At 70.9% G+C, this 19,712-nt stretch carries 17 protein-coding genes; 8 read left to right on the top strand and 9 right to left on the bottom strand.

What is annotated here, in order from left to right; genetic code table 11:
• Positions 1-50 precede the first annotated feature (50 nt).
• Positions 51-317, bottom strand: coding sequence for a hypothetical protein (locus tag ACFYMC_RS04840; protein WP_388518860.1), 267 nt, complete (start codon positions 315-317; stop codon positions 51-53).
• A 217-nt stretch (positions 318-534) separates the two neighbouring features.
• Positions 535-2,409: an endonuclease/exonuclease/phosphatase family protein gene (locus ACFYMC_RS04835; RefSeq protein WP_388518857.1), complete on the bottom strand. Its 1,875-nt coding sequence runs from the start codon at positions 2,407-2,409 to the stop codon at positions 535-537.
• Between the two features lie 267 nt (positions 2,410-2,676).
• Between ACFYMC_RS04835 and ACFYMC_RS04830 the strand changes: the two genes are divergently transcribed.
• Positions 2,677-4,179 carry a hypothetical protein gene (locus ACFYMC_RS04830; RefSeq protein ID WP_388518854.1) on the top strand — a complete coding sequence of 501 codons (1,503 nt, stop codon included), beginning with the start codon at positions 2,677-2,679 and terminating at the stop codon, positions 4,177-4,179.
• A 110-nt stretch (positions 4,180-4,289) separates the two neighbouring features.
• The gene (locus ACFYMC_RS04825) at positions 4,290-5,759 is read left to right on the top strand and encodes an alkaline phosphatase PhoX (RefSeq protein WP_388518852.1); all 1,470 of its coding nucleotides are present in this window, start codon (positions 4,290-4,292) and stop codon (positions 5,757-5,759) included.
• Here the strand turns inward: ACFYMC_RS04825 and ACFYMC_RS04820 are convergent.
• From ACFYMC_RS04820 to ACFYMC_RS04800, 5 genes are all read right to left on the bottom strand, one after another.
• Positions 5,725-5,949 carry a hypothetical protein gene (locus ACFYMC_RS04820; RefSeq protein WP_388518850.1) on the bottom strand — a complete coding sequence of 75 codons (225 nt, stop codon included), beginning with the start codon at positions 5,947-5,949 and terminating at the stop codon, positions 5,725-5,727. The two genes, ACFYMC_RS04825 and ACFYMC_RS04820, sit on opposite strands and share 35 nt — an antisense overlap.
• Positions 5,950-6,038: 89 nt before the next feature.
• Positions 6,039-7,190, bottom strand: coding sequence for a TerD family protein (locus tag ACFYMC_RS04815; protein WP_388519261.1), 1,152 nt, complete (start codon positions 7,188-7,190; stop codon positions 6,039-6,041).
• 181 nt (positions 7,191-7,371) lie between these two features.
• On the bottom strand, positions 7,372-7,590 hold the full coding sequence (locus tag ACFYMC_RS04810) for a hypothetical protein (protein ID WP_388518848.1): 219 nt from the start codon (positions 7,588-7,590) through the stop codon (positions 7,372-7,374).
• A gap of 40 nt (positions 7,591-7,630) precedes the next feature.
• Complete coding sequence (locus ACFYMC_RS04805; protein ID WP_388518845.1) at positions 7,631-9,076, bottom strand: peptidoglycan D,D-transpeptidase FtsI family protein; 1,446 nt, start codon at positions 9,074-9,076, stop codon at positions 7,631-7,633.
• 64 nt (positions 9,077-9,140) lie between these two features.
• Positions 9,141-9,911: an IclR family transcriptional regulator gene (locus ACFYMC_RS04800; protein ID WP_388518842.1), complete on the bottom strand. Its 771-nt coding sequence runs from the start codon at positions 9,909-9,911 to the stop codon at positions 9,141-9,143.
• A gap of 128 nt (positions 9,912-10,039) precedes the next feature.
• On the opposite strand from ACFYMC_RS04800, the gene ACFYMC_RS04795 reads away from it, so the two are divergent.
• The 5 genes from ACFYMC_RS04795 to ACFYMC_RS04775 all read left to right on the top strand — a co-directional run bounded on the left by ACFYMC_RS04795 (position 10,040) and on the right by ACFYMC_RS04775 (position 15,810).
• Positions 10,040-11,572 carry an aldehyde dehydrogenase family protein gene (locus ACFYMC_RS04795; protein WP_388518839.1) on the top strand — a complete coding sequence of 511 codons (1,533 nt, stop codon included), beginning with the start codon at positions 10,040-10,042 and terminating at the stop codon, positions 11,570-11,572.
• A gap of 54 nt (positions 11,573-11,626) precedes the next feature.
• Positions 11,627-12,121: a GNAT family N-acetyltransferase gene (locus ACFYMC_RS04790; protein ID WP_388518836.1), complete on the top strand. Its 495-nt coding sequence runs from the start codon at positions 11,627-11,629 to the stop codon at positions 12,119-12,121.
• A 145-nt stretch (positions 12,122-12,266) separates the two neighbouring features.
• Positions 12,267-13,343, top strand: coding sequence for an aminotransferase class V-fold PLP-dependent enzyme (locus ACFYMC_RS04785; protein ID WP_388518833.1), 1,077 nt, complete (start codon positions 12,267-12,269; stop codon positions 13,341-13,343).
• A 112-nt stretch (positions 13,344-13,455) separates the two neighbouring features.
• Positions 13,456-14,547: an amidohydrolase family protein gene (locus ACFYMC_RS04780; protein ID WP_388518830.1), complete on the top strand. Its 1,092-nt coding sequence runs from the start codon at positions 13,456-13,458 to the stop codon at positions 14,545-14,547.
• 324 nt (positions 14,548-14,871) lie between these two features.
• Positions 14,872-15,810 carry an SCO1860 family LAETG-anchored protein gene (locus ACFYMC_RS04775; protein ID WP_388518827.1) on the top strand — a complete coding sequence of 313 codons (939 nt, stop codon included), beginning with the start codon at positions 14,872-14,874 and terminating at the stop codon, positions 15,808-15,810.
• 101 nt (positions 15,811-15,911) lie between these two features.
• Here the strand turns inward: ACFYMC_RS04775 and cobC are convergent, their stop codons facing one another.
• The gene (gene cobC, locus ACFYMC_RS04770; protein ID WP_388519258.1) at positions 15,912-17,486 is read right to left on the bottom strand and encodes an Rv2231c family pyridoxal phosphate-dependent protein CobC; all 1,575 of its coding nucleotides are present in this window, start codon (positions 17,484-17,486) and stop codon (positions 15,912-15,914) included.
• A gap of 6 nt (positions 17,487-17,492) precedes the next feature.
• Here cobC and ACFYMC_RS04765 point away from each other — a divergent pair, with 6 nt between their 5' ends.
• Positions 17,493-18,242 carry a ZIP family metal transporter gene (locus ACFYMC_RS04765; protein WP_388518824.1) on the top strand — a complete coding sequence of 250 codons (750 nt, stop codon included), beginning with the start codon at positions 17,493-17,495 and terminating at the stop codon, positions 18,240-18,242.
• A gap of 95 nt (positions 18,243-18,337) precedes the next feature.
• Here ACFYMC_RS04765 and ACFYMC_RS04760 read toward each other — a convergent pair whose 3' ends face one another.
• A complete protein-coding gene (locus ACFYMC_RS04760; RefSeq protein WP_388518821.1) occupies positions 18,338-19,693 on the bottom strand; it encodes a cobyrinate a,c-diamide synthase in 1,356 nt (451 codons plus the stop codon).
• Positions 19,694-19,712 lie beyond the last annotated feature (19 nt).

Below are 19,712 nucleotides of genomic sequence, written 5' to 3'. Positions count from 1 at the left end.
TCGGATGTCGGGCCTCGTCCATCGCCCGGTGGCCTCGCGTTGGTGCGCTCTCAGTTCATCGGCATGCGGCGGATCAGGTCCTCGAAGGCCTCCCGCTCCTCGGGGCTCAGCTCCACCCGCTCCATGGGATGACCATCCACACCCCGCTGTCCGGGGATGCGAACCGCCGGGGAGCTCGGGCTGCTCACGGTGGCCGGCCGTTGGGTCTGTGATGGGCGCCGACCCCACGGCGTGCTGCGGCGGATCACCCAGATCGCGGCAGTCGCCAGCAGGACGCCGAAGCCGATTTCAGCAGCGGGGGAGAGGGTGGGGAGCACTCGGTCCTCCGGGGGGCGGGAGCGAACAGAGGGGTCCGTCGAGCACACCTAACACCACCTGACGGGGCGAATGCGGGCATTTGTGCTGAGGATCACACTAGGGGCGAAGGTCCCGAGTCGATCCGCCGAAGGTCCGGCCGGGGCAGCGGCCGGACCTTCTCGCGGCCGACGGGCCGCGGTCCCCGCGCGGGCCGTGACCCGCGCGGGAGCCTTTCCCTTACGGGCGGAAGCGCAACACCTGCGGGTCGTGGTCGCTGTTCTGCTCCGCGAACTCCGCGTTGATGTGCACGCTGTCGTAGCTGAAGTGCCGGATCCCCGGGCTGGTCAGGATCTGGTCCAGCACCTGGGCGTTGCCCTGGTAGACGTACGAGTAACGCTCCGAACGCGGGAGCGACTTGATCGCCGGGTAGAGCACCCGCCCCTCGCTCAGGGCCTTGGTGGTCTGGGAGAACTCGAAGTCGTTGATGTCTCCGAGGACCACCACGTTCGCCTTGCGGTCCAGCGCCAGGATGTCCTTCACGAAGCCGTTGACGGCCTGTGCCTGGAGCAGGCGCTTGGCCTCCGAGGAGCGCACCGGCGGCTGGTGGTGCGAGGTCAGGCTCTCGTCACCGCCCTTGGAGCCGAAGTGGTTCGCTATGACGAAGACCTTCTCGCCCCGGAAGACGAACTCGCCCGCCAGCGGCTTGCGGCTGTTCTCCCAGGCGGCGTTGGCCGGGTCCACCCGGCCGGGCGAGTGGGTCAGCGCCGCGCCGCGGCGTCCCTCGCGCTCCACACCGGTCGCGGTGACCGCGTCGCCGGCCGCCCGGTCGTTGAAGGAGACGCGCTCGGGGTTGAAGAGGAACACCTGACGGATGTTGCCGCCGGGCTGGCCGCCGTCCTGGTTGTTCTCCGGATCGACCCCACGCCAGTGGTAGGACGGGCCGCCGGCCGCGGTGATCGCCGCCGTGAACTTCTTCAGGGTCTCCTCGGCGGATACCGTGCCGTCGTTCTTGGTGCCGTTGTCGTCCTGGATCTCTTCCAGGGTGAGGATGTCGGGCGAGGACAGGTTCTCCACGACAGCCTTGGCCAACGCGTCGAACTTCTCCTGCGGATCGCCCGGGTCGAGGTTCTCGACGTTGTACGTGGCGATCGCCAACTCGCCGCGCCGCTGCGGGCGGGTCCGCTCGCGCTGAAGCCCGCGGCTCTCGACGGTGCCCAGCGTACGGGCGACCAGGGTGTAGCCGCCGTACTGGTTGAAGTCCAGCGGGCCCTCGGTGGCGCCGGAGAGGACGTCACCGACGTCGGCCTTCGGGAACGGCTGCTGGGAGATCGGTGCGAGCTGCTGGATCTGCAGGCGTCCGGTGTTCTGCGAGGTGTACGAGCCGTACACGGTGGCGCCGCGTCGGCTGTCGTGCTCGCGCGGCTTGACGGTCACCCAGAGCTCGGAGTAGGGGTCGGTGGCACCGACGACCCGCGAGGTGCCGATGCGGACGTTCATGCCTTCCAGGGACTCGTAGAAGTCCAGGGCGTAGCGGCGGGGATTGAGGGCCAGGCCGTTGATGCTGCCCTCGGCGTTCGCGTCCCCGTCCTGCGTGTAACGGTTGGGCACGTGACGCGCGTCGATGACGGCGGCGTCCGGGAGCGCGTTGCCGGAGGAGACGACGACGACCGTCGGCTTGGTGATCTGGGTGACCGACTGGTTGCCCGAGTTCAAGCCGCCGGGCACGTACTCACTGACCAGGCCCGAGACGGTGACGGCATCGCCGACGGCGACGGTCGGGACGGAACCGGTGTAGACGAAGACGCCCTCGCTGGTGGCGGGGTCGGCGTCAGCCTGGATGTCCTGGATCCAAAAGCCGCGCGAACCGTAGGTGCGCACGCCGGTGACGATGCCCTCGACGCCGGCGACCTGCTGTCCGTTGAGAGGGGATATGCGGGTGGTGCCCTGGATGTCGTGGATGCGTACGGCGGCCGACTCGGCGGCCCCCGTGGCGTCCGAGTCTGCGGCGGAGGCGGTGCCTGCGACGAGCCCCCCGGCGAGTGCGGTGGCGAGGACCGCGGCGACGGCGGCGGAGCGGTGCGGACGTCCGAAAGTGGACGGGCTGGAAGCCATGGTCAGAGGACTCCGGGTTTGTCGATGAGGGACGGAGTGGACGGACGACAGTGGGGATTTGACGAGCCGACGGAGGTGTCGGCGGTTCCCACCGGGGACCCGTGGTGGGCCCCCGTCACATCTACGCGCGTCAATCTCTTGGCTGAATAGGGTACTTGTCAAGGGTTCTCGGGGGTCTTGCGGTGGACGTCTCGGTGAACCGGACGAGACGCCCCGAAATGCGTCTACGCTGGGCCCGCCGACGACGTCACCGAGGGAGAACCGTCCATGCCCGCAGAGCGCACCCCCATGCCGCCGGTACGGCTGCACTCCGACGCGGAACTGGCGCGCGAGGCGCTCGCTGCGCCGCTGTTCGCCCGTGCGGTGCGCCTGGCCCGCTGGACCGGCCCCGACACCCGTACCGGCGCCGCCGGTGAGCTGATCGACGCCCAACTGCCCGAAGCGGCGCTCGCACTCGGGCTCAGCGCGGACCCGGAGGGGCAGGCGCAGGTGAGCGAGGCCTGGCGGGTGGCGCTCGACGCCGGCCTCGTGGAGATCCGGGAGTCGGGGGCGCCGCAGACCACCACGGCTGAGGGGGCGCCGCCGGCGCTCTCGGACGCCGACGAAGGCCCGCAGCTGCTCGCGGGCGCCGCTGCGGGCGCCGAACTCGCCCTGATCTGCGAGGGCGGACCGTCGGACGTCCTGGAGGTCTGGCTCGCAGCCCTCGACACCGTCCTCGCCGAAGCCGCCGTGCCGGACCTCGACGGCCTGATGGACGCCATCGACGAGGGCGGCACGGTCGACCTCGGCGCACTCGGCTGGGACCCCCGGCACGAGGCCGAGCTCCTCGACTCGGTCCTCGCCAACCTCTATCTGCTCACGGTCAGTGAGGGCGGCGCTGGCGACGGCCCGGTCCCGTTGCCCGTTCTCGCCGCATCCATGGTGGTGCCCGACGATATGGGGGAGCCGACCGATGACGTGCTGGAACAGGTCTCGGACGCGATGATGCGACTGGACGAACAGCTGCGCCTCCTGGAACCGATCGGACTGCTCGCCTACCGGCCGGTGGACGAGGAGCTGATGGCAGAAGCCGCGGACACCGAGGCGGCCACCGTGGAGGAGGAAGACATCTCTCGCTACGGGCTGGTGCGCCTGACTCCGCTCGGCCTCTACGGCGTCCGGGCCCGCATGGTGGAGCGGGGCATCGACGCGCCCGCCGTGGGTGAACTCGTGGGCAAAGGGGCGGACGCGCTGCTGGACTCGGTGGCCCGGTTCCCGGAGGCGGCGGCGCAGGCGGAGATCGAGCAGTGGCTCGTTCACCGGGAGGCATCGGCGGCGGCTGCGGAGCTGCTCGCAGCCGCGCGGGGCGGCGACGAACTGGCCCCGCTCCGCCGGCTGCGCTGCCAGCAGGCACTGGCGCTGGCCGGGGCGAGCGCCGAGCCGGCCGTACGCGCCGTGCTGGACGACCCCGAGCTCGGCGGGTTGGCCCGGGTCTGGCTGGTGGAAGGTGGTGCCGCCGATGTGCCGCCGCCCTCCGAGGAGCTGGTCTTCTGGTTGACGATCGACACGCTCGCCGCTCAACTCGCCACGGACGCCGAGGCGAGCGAACTCATCACGCTGATGGAGAGCCTGACCGGTGGGCAGCTCGGCTTCTTCGACACCGCCTGGCGGGTCGCCCATCCGGCCACCGCTGAGGTGTTGGAGGCGATGGGGCGCCTTCACCCGGATCGCAAGGCCGCTAAGGAAGCGCGTAAGGCTGCGTTCAAGGCCCGTTCAAGGCAGGCGAGTTGAGGTAACGCGTCACCTCGGATTCAGTCAGTGTTAAGTCGTAGTTCAACCTCGGGCGAGACCGTGTGCGCCGACCGCTCGATCAGCGCAACGCGTCCCCACGAGGAGAACCGATGCCGCTCAGCCGCAGGGAATTCACCGGCAGAACAGCCGCCGCCGGAGCTGGAGTCGCCCTGACCGGCGCGGTCGGCGCACTGGCCACCGCGCCCGGCGCCCTCGCCGCCGAGGAACCCTTCTCCCCGGGCCCTGCCGCCCGGGAGGGGAACGAAGCCGCCGCTCACCACCACGGACTTGGCTACGGGCCGCTGCTGCCCGACCCCGAGGGCATCCTCGCGCTGCCCGCCGGGTTCTCGTACCGGATCCTCACCCGCAGCGGAGTGACCCGACTGGACTCGGGCGAGTTCACTCCCTCCAACCACGACGGCACCGCGGCCTTCGAGGGGCACCGTGGGGTGACCCTGCTGGTCAACAACCACGAGCTCAAGGGCAAGCGGTCCAACTGGGACCACCCCGTGCCGCTCACCCCCGGCCTCGTCTACGACCCGGCCGCGGCCGGCGGCTGCACCGTGGTGGAGGTGCGGCGCGGTGGTGAGGTCGCCGAGTGGGTGGGCATCGCCGGTACCTCGACCAACTGCGCGGGTGGCAGCACCCCCTGGGGCACCTGGTTGACCTGTGAGGAGAACGCCGACCGGGCCGGCCAGAACGGGATGACCCGCGACCACGGCTACGTATTCGAGGTCGACCCCCACGATGTGCGGGCCAACCGGGACCCGAAGCCCATCAAGGCGTTCGGCCGGTACGCCCATGAAGCCGTCGTCATCGATCCCCGGCGTGGTCACGCCTACTTGACCGAAGACGCCTCGGGCCCCAACGGTCTCCTCTACCGTTGGGTGCCTCCGCACGGCTTCCGGCACGGTCGGGGGCGGCTACGTCGGTTGGCCGAGGACGCGGGATTGCTCCAGGGTCCCAAGTGCTACGACAGCTCCGGGCAGTTCGTCGACGACCTCTCGCGGGCCACCCGGGTCGGCACCGTCTACGGGGTGGACTGGGTCGACGTCCCCGACCGGGACGCCCGGGACACCGACGTCCGCAAGCAGTTCGGGGCGGGCGAGATCACCCGGGCCCGCAAGCTGGAGGGCATGTGGTGGGCGGATGGCGGAGCCTATGTGGTCTCCTCCTTCGCGCGCGCCGAGAGCCCCGGCCTCCCGCACGACGGGCAGGTGTGGTTCTACGACCCCAAACGCCGGACCCTGCGCCTGACCGTCCTCCTGGGTGTGAACCCCGACCCCTCCAAGGACGGCGCCTATGACGGGCCCGACAACATCACGGTCTCACCCTACGGAGGCCTCGTCATCGCCGAGGACGGGGACGGTATCCAGCACCTCTTCGGGGCGACGGACCGCGGTAGGACCTACCCGCTCGCGCGCAACGAACTCAACATCGGCACCGCACGCGAGCCGGAGTTCTCCGAGTTCACCGGGGTCTGCTTCTCCCCGGACGGATGCACGCTCTACGCCAACATCCAGGACCCGGGCATCATGCTGGCGATTACCGGCCCCTGGCGGCGCCGCGCCCAGCGGTGACGCCGGTGTCTTCCCTGCGTACCGCCTCGGCCCACTCCGACAGCAGGAACTCGTAGGCCTCCGCGGGCCAATCCGCGCCCCGGGGCTGTGCCGCCCGGTACTCGACCAGCATCCGTATCGCGTCGTTCGCCTCGGCGGCGGAGGGACGCGTGGGACCGGTGAGCCTGCGGGTAATGGAGACGGTGGACATGGGAACAAGGCTACGGGCGGGCACTGACAGCGACCCGCGAATTGCCGGTGGCATCGGTCACTTCGGCGCCCGCCCGTGCTGTGGAAGGTTTAAAGTGCCTGCCCAGCGGGCTTGACCATGCCACGCACTGTGCGGGACTTCACAAAGTCGCCCATGGCCGTCATCTCCCACTCACCCGAGAACTGTCTGATCAGCTTCGCCATCATGACGCCGGTCTGGGGTTCGGCACTGGTGAGGTCGAAACGCACCAACTCCTCACCCGTGGCAGCGTCGATCAGCCGGCAGTAGGCCTTGGCCACCTCGGTGAACTTCTGGCCGGAGAAGGAGTTCACGGTGAAGACGAGCCCGGTCGCCTCGGCCGGTAGTCGACCCAGGTCGACGACGATGACCTCGTCGTCGCCCGCGCCCTCGCCCGTGAGGTTGTCGCCGGAGTGCTTGATGGATCCGCCCAGGATGGACAGTTTGCCGAAGTAACAACTGTCCAGGTGGTTGCGCTGTGGCCCGAAGGCGATCACGGAGGCGTCCAGGTCGATGTCCTTGCCGCGGAAGGCGGGCTCCCAACCGAGACCCATCTTGACCTGGCTCAGAAGCGGACGCCCGCCCTTGACCAGGGACACCGTCTGGTTCTTCTGGAGGCTGACCCGCCCCTTGTCCAGGTTGATCTTCCCGCTGGCGGGAGCCGGGGCTGCCGGAGGCGCAGGCGGCATCGGCGGGGCGGTCACGGGCGCCGCCGCGGGCGGTGCCGGCTCCTCCTCCACGGAGACGCCGAAGTCGGTGGCGATCCCGGCCAGCCCGTTTGCGTAGCCCTGCCCCACCGCACGCACCTTCCAGGCGCCGCCGCGCAGGTACACCTCCATCACCACCAGGGCGGTCTCGGTGCTGAGCTGCGGCGGGGTGAAGGTGGCGAGCACGCTGTGGTCGTCCGCGCTACGGACCGTGGCGGTGGGCTCGATACCCTGGAAGGTCTGCCCGGCCGCATCAGGGCTCGCGGTCACCACGATCCGCTCGATGCCGGGCGGCAGCGCTGCGGTGTCCACGATGATCGCGTCCGGGGAGGTCCCGCCGCCCGAGCGGTAGGTCACCCCGGGGCCGGAGGGCTGGTTGTAGAAGATGAAGTCCTCGTCCGAGCGGACCTTGCCGTCGGCGGTGAGCAGCAGGCCCGATACGTCCAGCCGCACCGGGGCGGTGACGTCCACCGCCACTCGGGCGACGGGCAGCGGGAAGTTCGAGCCGGGGGTCATTGCGGTCATGCCGGGAGAACGACCGAGGGGGCTTTGCCGTTCCCTTACCCTGCGGGTTCCTCCCGACGGGCCAGACGGGTGTCCCGCGATCCTCGGCGGGCAGCACGAGGACGGGTGCGACACCTCGCCGCGTCCGTGCGCACTACGGGGCAGCCCTCAGTGGGACGGCTGCTACCGGCGGTCAGCGGTTGCGCGGGTGCTCGCGCGCCGCGCGTTCGTTGCCGTGCTTGTACGCGCCCGTCCACCTGGCCATCACCAACTGCGGTTCCGCGGCGGCGGCTTCGGCGAGGAACTTCCGTGCACGCGCGCCACGCAGTCTGCCGGCGGCGCGTCCCCGGTGGGTGATTGTCACTGATCCGTCGTCGAACTGGGCGTAGCTGAATCCGCTGGGTCGAGGCATGGCCCATACCCTGCGGCGGAGGGCGCGAGGAGGCAAGTGATTACTTCAGGGCGGCCTCCATCATCTTCTGGGCCACCGGCGCTGCGAGCTTGCCGCCCGCGATCTCCGAGCGGTCGGTGTCCGAACTCTCGATCACCACCGCCACCGCCACCTGGCGATCCCCGGCCTTGCCGTAGGCGGTGAACCAGGCGTAGGGGGTGTCCTTGTTGTTCACGCCGCGTTGGGCGGTTCCCGTCTTTCCGCCGACCTCGGCGCCGGCGACCTTGGCGTTGGCGCCGCCCCCCTCCTGGACCACCGTCCGCATCGCGTCCCGCAGTTGTTCGGCGGTCCGCTCGCTGATGACCCGCTCGCTCCTGGCGTCTTGGAAGCTCTCCAGCGCGTTGCCGTCGGAGTCAGTCACCTCGGTCACCATGTGGGGGGACACCAGCTCCCCACCGTTGGCGATCGCCGCCGACACCATCGCCATCTGCAAGGGGGTGGCGGTCACGTCGAACTGGCCGATTCCACTGGTGGCGATGAGGTCGGGAGAGGCCTTCTTCTTCGGGTACACGCTGGCGTAGGCGCGCACCGGGATGTCCTGTTCTTCGTCGTTGAAGCCGAACTTCTCCGCCATCGCACGCATCTTGTCCTGCCCCAGCCGGTGTGCGACCTCCGCGAAGACGTTGTTGCAGGAGTACCGCAGGGCGACGCGCAGGGTGGCGTTCTCGCAGGGTGCGGACTTGTTCTCGTTCTCCAGGATCGTGCGGGTGCCGGGCAGGGTGTACGGGTTCGGGCTGTCCGTCGGCTCGTCCACCGAGGAGTAGAGGCCCTCCTCCAGCGCGGCGGCGGCGGTGACCAGTTTGAACGTCGAGCCAGGTGCGACCGGTTTGCGCAGCGCCAGGTTGGTCATGGCCTCGCCCTCGTCGGCGGAGAGCTCCTTCCAGGCCGCCTGGTCGGTGCTGCCGGCGATCCGGCCGGGGTCGAAGGATGGGGTGCTCACGATGCCGAGGACCTCCCCGCTGGCGGGGTCGATCGCGACGGCGGCACCGCTCTTGCCCCGGAGGGCGTCGTAGCCGGCCTGCTGGACGGCGGGATCGATGGTGGTCAGCACGTTGCCCGGATCGGCCCGGCGGCCCGTCAGCATGTCCAGGGGCTTCTTCAGGCGCGGGTCGGATCCGTCGAGGATCGACTTGTAGATGCCTTCGAGCTGCGTCTTGCCGTAGACCTGAGAGCTGTACCCGGTGACCGGTGCGTACAGCGGGCCGTCGGCATAGGTCCGCTTGTAGGCGAAATCGGTGCCGTCCACCTTCTTCGAGCCGGTGACCGCCTCTCCGGCCACGATGATGTTCCCGAGCGGCTGCGAGTACTGCTCGATGACCGTCCGCCGGTTGTGTTCGTCGTCTGCGAGCGCCTGGCCCCGGTAGGCCTGCACCCAGGTGACCCGCACCAGCAGGGCGAGCACGAGGAGCAGACTGAAGACCGAAGCGCGCCTGATTGTCTTGTTCATCCCACTGGCACAGACGAGGCCTCGGGGCGGAACGTTCCGGTCCACCCGGTTTCTCAGACTTTCCTCACATCCTGCGGGTGGCGTGGGTCAGTCGGTCCCGGGCGTCGAAGAGCGCTTCCTTGATCGTCTCCTCGTGTCCGGGGGTGAGGCGCGCCACGGGCACCGAGCAGCTGACCGCGTCGCGGGCAGGCGTGCGGTAGGGGATGGCCACGCCGAAGCAGCTCAGCCCCAGCGTGTTCTCCTCGCGGTCGATGGCATAGCCCTGCTCGCGCACCAGCGCCAGCTCCTCGATCAGCTGCTCCCGGTCGGTCAGGGTGTGCGCGGTCACCGGCTCCAGGCGGCGCGGCAGCAGGGCTCGTACCTCGGTGTCGGTGTGTGTGGCCAGTAGCGCCTTGCCGAGTGCGGTGGAGTGCACGGGTAGCCGGCGGCCCACCCGGGTGAAGGGGCGCAGGTAGTGCTGGGACTGGCGGGTGGCGAGGTAGACGACGCTGGAGCCGTCCAGTCTGGCCAGGTGGATGGTCTCGGTGGTGTCGTCGGAGAGCCGGTCCAAGGTGGGCCGGGCGGCCGTGACCACTTCGTCCCCGTCGATGTAGGAGGTGCCCACCAGGAGCGCTCGCACCCCGATCCCGTAACGGGTGCCCGGGGAGTCCGTCTCCACCCAGCCGAGGTCGACCAGGGTGCGCAGCAGCATGTAGAGGCTTGATTTGGGGTACCCCACGCCCTGTTGGACGTCCGCGAGGCTGTGCAGTCCGGGCCGGGCGGCGAACCATTCGAGCAACTCGACCGTGCGGACGGCGGATTTGACGGGTGCCGCGCTGGAATCGACTGCGCTCATGTGCCCTTGCCCCTCTTGTCAATGCGGATCGCGCGGAAATAGGCTCCCCCGCAGGAGTTCATCATCACGAACAGCGTTCAGCATACTGAACGAGGGTGAAGGTGACCAGGATCAGGAGGTGGCGGACGATGGCAGGAAACCCAGTCTGGAGTGTGGACCCGCGCACGGGCGAGACACGTGAACGGGTCGCTTTCGAAGCCACACCCACGGACGTGGACCTGGCCGTCCGAGCCGCCCATGCCGCCCGGTCCGCGCTCACCGACCGCGCCACCCGGGCCGCGTTCCTGCGCGCAGCCGCCGCGGCCCTGGACGCGGCCGGTCCCCGGTTGACCGCGCTCGCGGACGCCGAAACCGCCCTCGGCGCCACTCGGCTCACCGGCGAACTCGGGCGCACCGGATACCAGTTGCGCGCCTTCGCCGAAGCCGTCGAAGAGGGTTCCTTCCTCGACATCCGGATCGACCGCGCGGATCAGAGCCTGACTCCGCCGCGACCAGACCTGCGCCGCTGGAAGGTGCCCCTCGGCGTCGTAGCCGTGTACGGCGCCTCCAACTTCCCCCTGGCCTTCTCGGTTCCCGGCGGGGACACCGCGAGCGCACTCGCGGCTGGCTGCCCGGTCGTCGTCAAGGCGCACCCCGACCACCCGGCGACCTCGCAGTTGTGCGCCACCCTGCTCCAGGACGCCGCCGCGGGCTGCGGACTCCCCCGGGAAGTGCTCCGCCTGCTCCACGGGTTCGACGCCGGACTGGAGCTGATCAGGCATCCGCTGGTCAGCGCCGCCGGCTTCACCGGATCGATCCGCGGCGGACGTGCCCTCTTCGACGCCGCCGCGGCACGGCCCGTTCCGATCCCCTTCCACGGAGAGCTCGGCTCGTTGAACCCCGTGGTGATCACCCCGGGGGCGGCTGCCGAGCGGGCCGAGGAGATCGCCGGCGGGCTGGCTGCGTCCGTGACCCTGGGCGTCGGGCAGTTCTGCGTCAAGCCCGGACTGGTCCTGCTCCCCGAGGGTGAGGACGGGGACCGCCTGGCCAAGGCCCTGGGCGAAGCTCTCGCGGGTGCCGCACCGGGCGTGCTGCTCGACCACCGGATGCGTGAACACTTCATCGCCGGAACCGCTCGGCGGGCCGCGCTCCCCGAGGTGCTCGCGCCGGTCCCGGCGGGTGCCGTGGGTGAGCACCAGGTCGGTGCCGGATACCTGTCCGTGCCGGCTCGGGCGCTGGCCGAAGACGGCCCGCACGAGTTGCTGTTGGAGGAGTGCTTCGGGCCGGTCACCGTTCTCGCCCGGTACACCGGCGCGGCCGAGGTGGAGGCGGTGCTCGGCCGGCTTCAGGGCAACTTGACGGCCACCGTGCAGGTGTCGGCCGCGGAGGCATCGGGTGCCGCCGGGGAGGTCGCCGGGCTGCTCGAACGCTTGACGTCACTGGCCGGGCGGGTGCTGGTCAACGGTTGGCCCACCGGTGTGGCCGTCGCACCCGCCCAGCACCACGGCGGCCCCTACCCGGCGGCCACCTCGGCGGCCACCTCGGTCGGGGGTACGGCGATCGAGCGCTGGCTGCGACCGGTCGTCTATCAGTCCGCCCCGCCCGCGCTGCTCCCCGCCGAGCTGCGGGAGGGCAACCCGACTGGGCTTCCGCGGCGGGTCGACGGCCGGCTGGAGATCTGAGAGCGCGGCGCCTGCTCCCGCAACCAGCCGGTCGGCGACTGCGTCGGTGCAGTCATGACGCTTGTGATCAAAGACGCCCTGCCCGCAGACGTGGAAACCGTGGCCGAACTGCACACCCGCGCTCGCGCCACCTACTACCGCGGTTGGATCGCGGAGGAGGAGTACCTCGGTGCGAGGGAGCGGGCTCGTACCCGTCAGGGTTGGCAAGCTGCGGTGGGGCGTGGTGACGGCAGCGTTCTGTGCGCGCAGCGGGACGGGGAGATCGTCGGGGTCGCTGCCTTCCGTGAGGTGGACGGGCAGATGACCCTGACCCAGTTGCACGTGGACCCGCGGGCCTGGCGCCAGGGGGTCGGTGCGGCGCTGCACGCGGTCTGCCTGGACCGTTGGCGAGCGGCGGGTGTCGATCGGGTGCGGCTGGACGTCTACGAGCACAATCTGCGGGCCCAGTCCTTCTACCAGGCGCTGGGTTGGGCCCGTGAGGCGCCATTCTCTGGTTCACATTTCACCTTGTGGTTTGACATGGCGCAGTGCGCGCGATGCCCCCCGTAGCGCCGTCCTGCGGTGATCGGCCTTGCCGTCGCTGAAACGTTCCCCTTGCTGCGCAAGGGAGCGGCTGTTCATAAGTAATGCTTAGTGATCCGCAAGCTTTCGATAGGGTGGACTTTGGTTTGGGTTCCCGGCACAGTTGGGGTCCATGGAGCACCTTCAGGCGAGGGCTAGCCTCGCAGAGCTGACCCGCGCGGAATTCGCGCAGACCACCACCTACTTGAACACCGCGACCTGCGGGGTGTTGCCCCGCAGGTCCGCGGCGGCCGTGCGGGACCTGGTCGACGCTGCCGAGGCCGGACGCGCAGAGGGGTTCGGCGACTTCGGGACGGTGGCCGCCGCCCGGGCCTCGTTCGCCCGGCTGACCGGCGTGGCCGAGGAGAGAGTCGCCCTCGGCTCCGCCGTGGCCACCCATGTCGGGCTCCTCGCCGCCGCGTTGCCCGCCGGGGCCGAGGTCCTCTGCGCGGAGGGGGACTTCGCCTCGCTGGTCAATCCGTTCGAGGTCCGCGGTGACCTCAAGGTGCGGTACGTGCCGCTGGAGTCCCTGGCACAGGAGGTCCGTGCGGAGACCGCGTTGGTGGCCGTCAGCGCGGTTCAGTCCGCGGACGGGCGCATCGCTGACCTGGCGGCCCTGCGGGCCGCCGCATCGGTCTACGGGGCTCGCACGTTGGTCGACGCCTCGCACGCCGTGGGATGGCTTCCCTTTGACGCCTCGCTCTTCGACTTCACCGTCACTGCGGGGTACAAGTGGCTGCTCGGCTCCCGGGGCGCGTCATATCTCACCGTCAGCGAAGAGGCGCAGGAGTCGCTGTCGCCCATCCACGCCGGCTGGGTGGCGGGCGCCGATCCCTGGGCCTCGACCTACGGTCCGGTGCGGGAACTGGCCCGGTCGGCGAGGCGGTTCGACGAGCCGCCGGCCTTCTTGGCCTACCATGCCGCGGCGCGCTCGCTCGCCCTCTTCGAAGAGGTCGGCATCGAGGCCGTGCACGCGCACAACACCGCCCTGGCGGCCCGCTGCCTCGCCGGTCTGGCCGAACTCGGTCATGTGCCGGTCCCGGCTCCCGGCTCGGCCATCATCTCCATCCCGGGCCTCGGTGACCTCCAGCGGCGCCTACTGGACCTCGGCGTGCTGACGGCGGCCCGGGCCGGCAATCTGCGGGCCTCCTTCCACCTGTACAACACCGAGGCGGACGTGGACCGCCTGCTGGCGGTGCTGGCCGGCTGACCGGACCCGCGGCTGCGGTCCAGGTCCGCGGTAGCCGGAGCTGTGCCGTGGCCGCACGTCCGCCATCCGCATCGCCTCCCGGCGCGCGGGGGGCGATGCGTACAGTGCGGTCATGAGCGATCAGCCGGTAATGCATGTCAAGGGTCGAGTGCTCGTCGGGCCCGAGGAGGTTCGGGACGAGTTGTGGGTGGTCGGTGGTCGGGTCACCTATGACCGGCCGCTCGGTTCCCGGGATGTCGTGACGGTGCAGGGTTGGGCTCTGCCCGGTCTGGTCGACGCGCACTGCCACGTCGGGCTCGACCGGCACGGGCCGGTGGACGACGCCACCAGCGAGCAGCAGGCGCTCGCCGATCGCGAAGCCGGCACGCTGTTGGTCCGGGACGCGGGTTCGCCCTCGGACACCCGCTGGATCGACGACCGTGAGGACCTTCCGAAGATCATCCGAGCCGGCCGGCACATTGCCCGCACCCGCCGTTACATCCGCAACTACGCGCACGAGATCGAACCGGCGGATCTCGTCGACTACGTGGCGCGCGAGGCGCGGCGCGGTGACGGTTGGGTGAAGTTGGTGGGCGACTGGATCGATCGGGAGGTGGGCGACCTGAGCGCCTGCTGGCCGCGCGCCGAGGTCGAGGCGGCCATCGCTCAGGCCCACCGGCTCGGTGCGCGCGTCACCGCGCACTGCTTCGCCGAGGACTCGCTGCGCGATCTGGTGGAGGCCGGCATCGACTGCATCGAGCACGCCACCGGACTGACCGAGGACACCATCCCGCTCTTCGCCGATCGGGGCGTGGCCATTGTGCCGACCCTGGTCAACATCGCCACCTTCCCGCACCTGGCGGACGGCGGCGAGGCCAAGTTCCCCCGCTGGTCCGCGCACATGCGCAGACTCCACGAGCGGCGCTACGACACCGTGCGCGCGGCCTTCGACGCGGGCGTTTCGATCTTCGTCGGCACCGATGCGGGGGGTTCGTTGCCCCATGGTCTGGTCGCCAAGGAGGTGGCTGAGCTGGTCACCGCGGGCATTCCGGCTGTGGAGGCGCTGTCCGCCACGGCTTGGGGGGCTCGGGCCTGGCTGGGGCGGCCCGGGCTGGAGGAGGGGGCTCCGGCGGACCTGGTCGTCTACGGACGGGACCCTCGCTCGGATGTGGGCGTGCTGGCGCAGCCCCTGCGGGTGGTGTTGAACGGCCGGATCGTGGGCTGAGCGAATGTCGGGGCGCCGTACCCGGGGCTGCCCGCACGGGGTTGACTGGGCGTTACTCGGCCCCCTTCGGTGTCGTTGTTAGGGCCCTTTGGTCCGAAGGTTCGGCAGGTCACACCCGAATGGCCCATCCCTGTTGGGGCTTTTGGGGCTGCTGTGCCCGATTAATCGAAAACAGTCGCGGAAACCACCCCTTGGGGTGAACTCACGCCAGGTCGCTGCTCGTTCACTCTCAGTGCGTAAAGATTCCCGGGTCGAGGTCCTCGCCACGCCATGTCCCCCATGGGCCAGGCGAGGGCTCCATCACTTCCTGGGGGTTCCACCGCAGTGAACAGCAACACCTTCCGCATGCCCGCACGTCGCCCCGCAGCCCTGCTCGCCTGCGCCACCCTCGCCGTGGGGCCGCTCGCCCTGCTGGCCGCGACGCCCGCGCACGCCACCGAGACGGAGGGGAAGGCCAGCGCCGTGGTGCTGCGGGCCGCACTCGACGTCTCGCTGCTCAACAAGGCCGTCGAGGTGCCGCTCAGCGCCTCCCTCAACGAGGTGCACGCCCCGGCCCACGCGGAGCAGACCGCCCTGACGGTCAACCTCGACGGTGTCGACGGCGGCCGGCCCTTCAGCCTGGTCAAGGCCGATGTGGCCACCGCCGAGGCCAGCACGGAACCCGAGCGCGCCGAGGCGCACAGCAACCTGTCGCGCGCCACCGTCCATGTGCCCGGCCTCCCGCTGCTCTCGATGATCCGCGTCGAGGAGGTCACCGCGAAGGCGGTCTGCGCGGCCGGGGAGAAACCCACCGCCGAGTCCAACGTCCTCGGCGCGGTGACCGTCCTCGGAAAGCGGGTCACCCTCACCGCCGGTGGCCCCACCCGGGTGAAGGTTCCGGCCGTCGGTGAGGTGCGCCTGGACCTGTCCCGGACCCAGACGACCTCGCAGACCGCCGCGGCGACCGCACTGCGGCTCAAGGTGGCCGTCAATCCGCTCAACCTCAACGTCGCCGAAGTCGAGGGCGAGATCGTCCTGGCCGCAGCCACCTGCACCACGCCCGCTACCGCCAAGCCCAGCCAGAAGCCCACACCGGCCGCCACGCCGAGGGCAACGGCCGAGCCCGCCGACGTCAAGGCCCAGTCCGGTGGCAGCAGCGCAGAGAACCTGGCCGAGACCGGGGGGAGTTCGACCACTGCCTACCTCGCCGGCGGAGCGATGGTCCTGCTCGGAGCGGGGGCCGGTTCGCTCATCCTGACCCGCCGAGGGCGCGGCGGCGCCTGACCAGCCCGAGGGGGGCCAGAGGGGAAGGACGAAGGGGGTGTGAGCCGACTGGCCCCCACCCCCTTCGCTCCGAGTCCGGTCGGCAGGAGGCCCCGGTCCGCTCAGCGGCCGGTCAACAGCAGCGCACGGTCCAACGCCTGGAGGAAGCGCCCGGTGGTGATCCGGTCCCGCACCGCGATCCGCAACCAGTCGGGACCGAGCCCCGGGAAGGTGTCACCGCGGCGGACGGCGAACCCCAGTCCCCGCAGCCGCTCCCGCACCTGCTCGGCCCGATCCACCTGGATGAGCACGAACGGGCCCTCGGCAGTCCCGAAGGTCCGCACCTCCTCGAACTCGGCGAGCCCCGCCAGCAGATGAGCCCGATCCGTGGCGATCTGCGCGGATGCCTGCGAGGCCTCGGCCAGCGCACGGGGCGAAACGCACGCCTCCGCCGCCGCCAGAGCTGGTGAGGACACCGCCCACAGTGGCTGTGCGCGTTCCAGGGCGGCGATCACCGCCGGATCGGCCAGCACGTAGCCGATCCGCAGCCCCGCCAGCCCCCAGGTCTTGGTGAGCGAGCGCAGGACAACCAGGCCCGGGACGTCGGTCCGCCCCGCCATCGCCTCGCTCTCACCGGGCACCGCGTCCATGAAGGCCTCGTCCACCACGAGGGTGCGGCCCGGGCGGGCCAGCTTCTCCAGCAGCGCAGCAGGGTGGAGGACCGACGTCGGATTGGTCGGGTTCCCGATCACGACCAGGTCCGCCGTCTCCGCGATCGCCGATGGATCGAGTCGGAACCCGTCCTCCGGGCGGAGCAGCACCCGCTCGACGGTATGGCCGGCATCGCGCAGCGCGGCCTCCGGTTCGGTGAACTGCGGATGCACCACGACCGGGTGGGCGGCACGCAGGGCCCGCGCGAGCAACACGAAGGCCTCGGCGGCCCCGGCGGTCAGCAGGACTCGTTCCACCGGCAGATCGTGCCGGGCAGCCACCGCGGCCCGGGCCGCCCGTCCGTCGGGGTACGCGGCCAGCCCGCCCAGCGAGCCTGCGATCCGCTCCCGCAGCCAGGCGGGCGGGGTGCCCGTACGCACGTTGACGGCGAGATCGCCAAGCTCGGTGTCGCGTACCTCCACGTCGCCGTGGTGCCGCAGATCGTGCCCGTCGCTCGGTTGCATGGGCGGTTCGCCTTCCGGTAGCGGGGGTGCGCACCGGGCAGTGAGGGGCGGGACCTGGTGGGGCATGGCTGCCGTGTGGGGGGTGACAGTCACAGGTGCTCCTTCCGTTACGTCGTACTGGCGGTGGTCACGGGCGGGGCGGCGGACAACGGCACAGGTCGCCCTCGCCGCCCCGCCCACGGGTTGGGAGGTGCGCTTCGGCACCAGGAGACGGCCACCCCCGGCGAGGGCGGCGGCTTCCGCGACCGAAGGCGTACCGACGGCCCGGGAGGCCGACTCGGAGGGACTGGACACCACGATCCCGGCGAGTACCGACGCATCGTAGGAGAGGAGCGGGACCCCCAGCCGGCGGGCCGCGCCCACGACGCCGGGTTCGAGAGCCTTGGCTGCGACCGTGGCGAGCGCTCCCACCGCACGTGCGTCGAGGCGCGCCTCGGTCAACACCGATCTGATCATGCCCTCGACTTCGGCGGTGGACACGCCCCGGCGCGCGCCCACACCGACGACCAGTGCGGTATCCAGGGGCGCATGGCGGTGATCGTCGCGCTGGGCGCGTTCCTGATGACCTTGGCCGGGGGCTGGGCGGCGCAACGCGTCACCGACCGCCGCCACCTCGTGCTCGGCCTCGCCGGCGGGCTGATGCTGGGCGTGGTCGGCCTCGACCTGCTGCCCGAGGCCCTCGACGCGGCCGGGGAGGAGGTGTTCGCCGTCCCCGTCGCCCTGCTGCTCTTCATCGGCGGGTTCCTCACCGCACACGTGGTGGAACGGGTCCTGGCCGTACGGCAGTCCGCACATGGCGCGGCCACCACGGGCAACGCGGCGGACGGCCGCGTCACCCGCGTCCCACAGGTCGGCCTGACCGCCGCCGCAGCGATGGTCGCCCACAGCCTCATGGACGGTATCGCCCTCGGCGTCGCCTTCCAGGTCGGTGGCGGCATGGGTACGGCCGTCGCGCTCGCCGTCATCACCCATGACTTCGCAGACGGGTTCAACACGTACACCCTGGCCAGCCTCTACGGTAATGCCCGGAAGAAGGCGCTGGCCATGCTGCTCGCCGACGCTGTCGCTCCGATCGTCGGCGCCGCCTCCACGCTGCTGTTCACCCTGCCGCCAGAACCGCTGGGCGGCTATCTCGGCTTCTTCGCCGGTGCCCTGCTGTATCTGGCCGCGGCCGAGATCCTGCCCGAGGCCCATCACCGGCACCCGGCGCTGTCCACCCTGTTGTGCACCGTCGCCGGAGTGGCCGGAATCTGGTTGGTGGTGGGCATCGCGCAGTGATCGGCCGGCCCCGGTCGTGATCGATCCAGGCTGCGCGGGGGCGCCGTGCCGCCGCCCGGCACGCCGGCTGCAGACATCAGCCGCGCCGCCACCGTTCATTCCCGTGCCCTTTCGACGAACCGACGGGCGACACCCGGTTCGCCGGCCCAGTGGGTGTGCAGATAGCTGGCGTGCACGCCCTGCTGTACGAACCCTTCCACACGCCGTTCCGGTCCGGTGAACCCCCAAGCGGGTGCGGTGCCTGCCCCAGGCTCGACGACCGTGCGGTGGAACTCGTGCCCGCGCAGCCGAGTACCGGCCGCTGCCAGCACACTGTCCGACACGGCGACCGCATCGCGATAGCCCAGTGTCAGCCGCTCCGACATCCGGGCATCGGCGTCCAGCACCGCGCACATGGGCCGGCCGTCCAGACTGCGCGAGAGATAGAGCAGTCCCGCGCACTCGGCGGCCACCGGAGCCCCGGCCCGGGCGAGTTCCGCGACTGCCTTGCGCAGCGGCTCGTTGGCCGCGAGCTCCGGCGCGTACATTTCCGGGAACCCCCCTCCGACGACGAGCCCCCGGGTGCCGGGAGGCAGTTCCTCATCCCGCAGCGGGTCGAAGACCGCCACCTCGGCGCCGGCAGCGGTGAGCAACTCCGCATGTTCCGCGTAGGAGAAGGTGAACGCCGCCCCGCCGGCCACGGCGATCACGGGCCGGCTCGCCCGTGGCGGGTCCGGCGGCGCCGCCACCTGCGGACTCCAAGGCTCCACGGTGAGCGGCGGCGCGCTGCGGGCGAGTGTCAGCAACGCCGGAAGGTCACAGCCGGTCCGCACCTGTTCGGCGAGGTCAGCCACCGAAGCCATCGCGTCCGCCCGCCGTTCTGCCACCGGCACCAGCCCCAGGTGGCGAGAGGGCGTCTCCACCTGGGGGGCACGCCGCAGCACGCCGAGCACCGGCATCCCGACCTCCTCCAGCGCCTGCCGAAGCAGTGTCTCGTGGCGGTCCGTGGCGACCTTGTTCAAGATCACTCCGCCGATCCGCACCTGCGGGTCGAAGGAGGCGAAGCCGTGCACCAGTGCCGCCACCGACCTGGACTGCGAGGAGGCGTCCACGACCAGAACCACCGGCGCCCGCAGGATCTTGGCGACCTGCGCGGTGGACGCCAGCTCACCCTGACCGGCGGCGCCGTCGTACAAGCCCATGACGCCCTCTACCACGGCCAGTTCGCACCCCGCCGCACCGTGGGCGAACAGCGGGCCGATCCGCTGTTCGCCACACATGTAGGAGTCGAGGTTGCGGCCGGGGCGGCCGGTGGCCAGGGCGTGGTAGCCCGGGTCTATGTAGTCGGGCCCGGCCTTGTGCGGGGACACCGCCAGGCCGCTCTCGGTGAAAGCGGCCATCAGCCCCGTCGCCACCGTCGTCTTGCCGCTGCGGGACGCCGGGGCTGCGATGACCAGCCGCGGGATGTTCATTGGGCCTTACCTCGTCTCC

Source organism: Streptomyces sp. NPDC006879, assembly GCF_042869595.1.
In the GTDB taxonomy this organism is placed as follows: Bacteria; Actinomycetota; Actinomycetes; order Streptomycetales; family Streptomycetaceae; genus Streptomyces.
This window is presented reverse-complemented; position numbering and strand designations above follow the sequence as displayed.